The organism is Kocuria atrinae C3-8 (genome assembly GCF_000286355.1).
Classification (GTDB): domain Bacteria; phylum Actinomycetota; class Actinomycetes; order Actinomycetales; family Micrococcaceae; genus Kocuria; species Kocuria atrinae_A.
Genome location: NZ_AJXN01000127.1, coordinates 1 through 2,212, shown reverse-complemented (window position 1 = coordinate 2,212; position 2,212 = coordinate 1). Strand labels below are relative to the sequence as shown.

Here is a 2,212-nt window from a genome sequence, read left to right as displayed (position 1 = left end):
TCATCTGTGAAGGGCCGGTATAGCAAGGTGACCGTGCAACAAACGGTCACCTTGCTATGTTGTAAGCGCAAGTGAATGTTTTTGACTAGTAGTTATGCGTTTACATTTAAAAGTTATCCACAGATGTTCTTTTGTGGTGGATAGTACTAATTGAAGTTTCGTAAGCTCGAACCGCTGCCGGAGCACGGTGGTGGCCGCCGGGCTTCATTGAGTTAAAGGGGACCATCCAATGGGGGATGCGCTGAAGCGTAGGAAGTTCGCGGCGAGTCTGGCCGCGCTGGCGTTAGGGCTGACGCTGGCCAGCTGCGACAACACGAACGATCCCGAGCCGGATGACACGTCCACGTCTGCCGACGGCGGTTCGTCTCCTACCACTAGTGAGACTGGTAATGGGTCGTCGGATTCGCCATCCTCGACTCCCCACCCCTCTGCCAGCGGTGACTGGTGGCCCGAGCAGCCGGAGAAGATGGCTACCGGCCAGGAGTTCCCGGACGACTATGAACCGGCGACTCTCGAACACCCTGCCCGCAACGTCCCGAAGCCGGTGATGCCGGAAGAAGCCAAGCAGGAGACTGAGGCGGGGGCGCAGGCGTTTTTGGATTACCGCACGGATGCAGTCTGGTATGCGTTTCAGACGGGGGATACGTCATTGGCGCGTGAAGTTACGTCTGATAGTTGCGAGAATTGTCTCGATCAATTCAATAGGATTGATGGAATATATTCCGATGGAGGTTGGATCGCCGGCGGGTATGAAGGTGGAGGCATCTTGGAGGGAGGGTTCGTCCAGGGCGCGATGGGGTGTACAGCCTTCCAGTGGAAACAAACAGTTCTGGAGTGAAAGTGACGGATGGGGACCGGCTGGTATCTCAGCAGCATCCGTTCAGTACGACAGAAGGGTTTAATGTGAATATTATTTTTAGGGATGGAAAATGGGTGTATGTAACCGCTTCTCCGAGAAACCCTTAAGAATAGTCCAGGTTGTTATTTTATCCGTTTTATTGACTCTTGCACAATTGGCTTACGTGAATGTAGCGTCCGCCAGCGATGCGGCATCGGGAGGGGACTGGGGCCGAGGAAGCGAAACTGGCAAGGTAGTCAGCGATACTAGTGCTTCTGCTGGTGGCGATCTTATAGACGTGAAAGTCCGATGGGACGAACCGGGTTCCGGTGGTCAAGGAATTTCAGTTTCACTTGGTGGGCCTGCTGCTGAGGGCTCAGATGGGGGGATCTCAGGTATCGAATGGGATCCAGATGAGGATCCCGATTATCAGCGGGCTCTGCGCAACGAATTAATGAGTGACGACGATTCGATTTTCTTCGACCCCACTAAAATGGACACTGCACTGAATCGCACCACCTACAGCCTTCAGGATCCTTGCAACGGTGAAGACGGGGATGCATTCGATGACTGCCGTCAAGAGCAAGAATGCACGGTTGATGGTGGTGGCGATGGCGTCAATATGGATGTCGTCGTCGGCGGCGCCGGCGACGAGGGTAGAGCCCGCGGGGTACTCAGATGTGTGTGGCTAATGCAGATGCGGCCGAAGCTGATGACGAAGGCGTCATCCCGCTTCCCGTCTTCACCCTGCAGGATTTCCAGCGTCTGAACGTGGCGCCTGCTGTCTCTACCGTTGAACCTGCGCCGGACACTCTCAAGAACATGAACACCAATGTCTTCGCGGTCGCAGGTGCCCAAGCGTTCCAAACCGAATTGGGAGGCTTCCCTGTCGCGGTGCGCGCGTATCCGGTCCAGTACACCTGGAACTACGGTGACGGAGCGTCCCTTGGTCCCACGCCTTTGACCGGTGCGCCACTCGCTGAAGGTGATTGGGATATCCCCACGGACACCTCCCATATCTACTCGGAAACCGGTGACTACAGTGTCACGCTGACCACCTACTTCTACGGCGAATACAACGTGGCGGGCACCGGTTGGCAGCCAGTTGCGGGATTCAACGAAGTGGCATCCGCGCCGGTACCCATCAGCGTGTGGAAAGCGACTGTCCGAAACGTTGCCGATGACTGCAACGAGAACCCGCGCAGTTTCGGCTGCCCAGGCACGAACTAACTCATATGGATTCTCGGCGTGACGGGTGCCTTTGCAACAACCGTATGAGTTGGAACCACTGAAGTTTTAAGTGAGGAAACTGCAGCACCGAAGTCTCCGGTGAGGGAAGTGCGTCGAATTTGGTGGCGGATTCAATGGGTCATT

The 2,212-nt window shown here is 55.6% G+C and carries 3 protein-coding genes; all 3 read left to right on the top strand.

Annotation, left to right across the window (positions count from 1 at the left end; genetic code table 11):
- Positions 1 to 229 precede the first annotated feature (229 nt).
- Positions 230 to 838, top strand: coding sequence for a DUF6318 family protein (locus YO9_RS0113135; protein ID WP_016997898.1), 609 nt, complete (start codon positions 230 to 232; stop codon positions 836 to 838).
- 91 nt (positions 839 to 929) lie between these two features.
- Positions 930 to 1,607, top strand: coding sequence for a hypothetical protein (locus YO9_RS18660; protein WP_223286559.1), 678 nt, complete (start codon positions 930 to 932; stop codon positions 1,605 to 1,607).
- A gap of 53 nt (positions 1,608 to 1,660) precedes the next feature.
- On the top strand, positions 1,661 to 2,068 hold the full coding sequence (locus tag YO9_RS0113120; protein ID WP_223286558.1) for a PKD domain-containing protein: 408 nt from the start codon (positions 1,661 to 1,663) through the stop codon (positions 2,066 to 2,068).
- Positions 2,069 to 2,212: the final 144 nt, after the last annotated feature.

What these genes read in the sequence shown, in the direction of transcription:
- YO9_RS18660 (WP_223286559.1), top strand. Translation starts at nt 930, where the DNA reads ATGGGTGTATGTAACCGCTTCTCCGAGAAACCCTTAAGAATAGTCCAG.
- YO9_RS0113135 (WP_016997898.1), top strand. Translation starts at nt 230, where the DNA reads ATGGGGGATGCGCTGAAGCGTAGGAAGTTCGCGGCGAGTCTGGCCGCG.
- YO9_RS0113120 (WP_223286558.1), top strand. Translation starts at nt 1,661, where the DNA reads ATGAACACCAATGTCTTCGCGGTCGCAGGTGCCCAAGCGTTCCAAACC.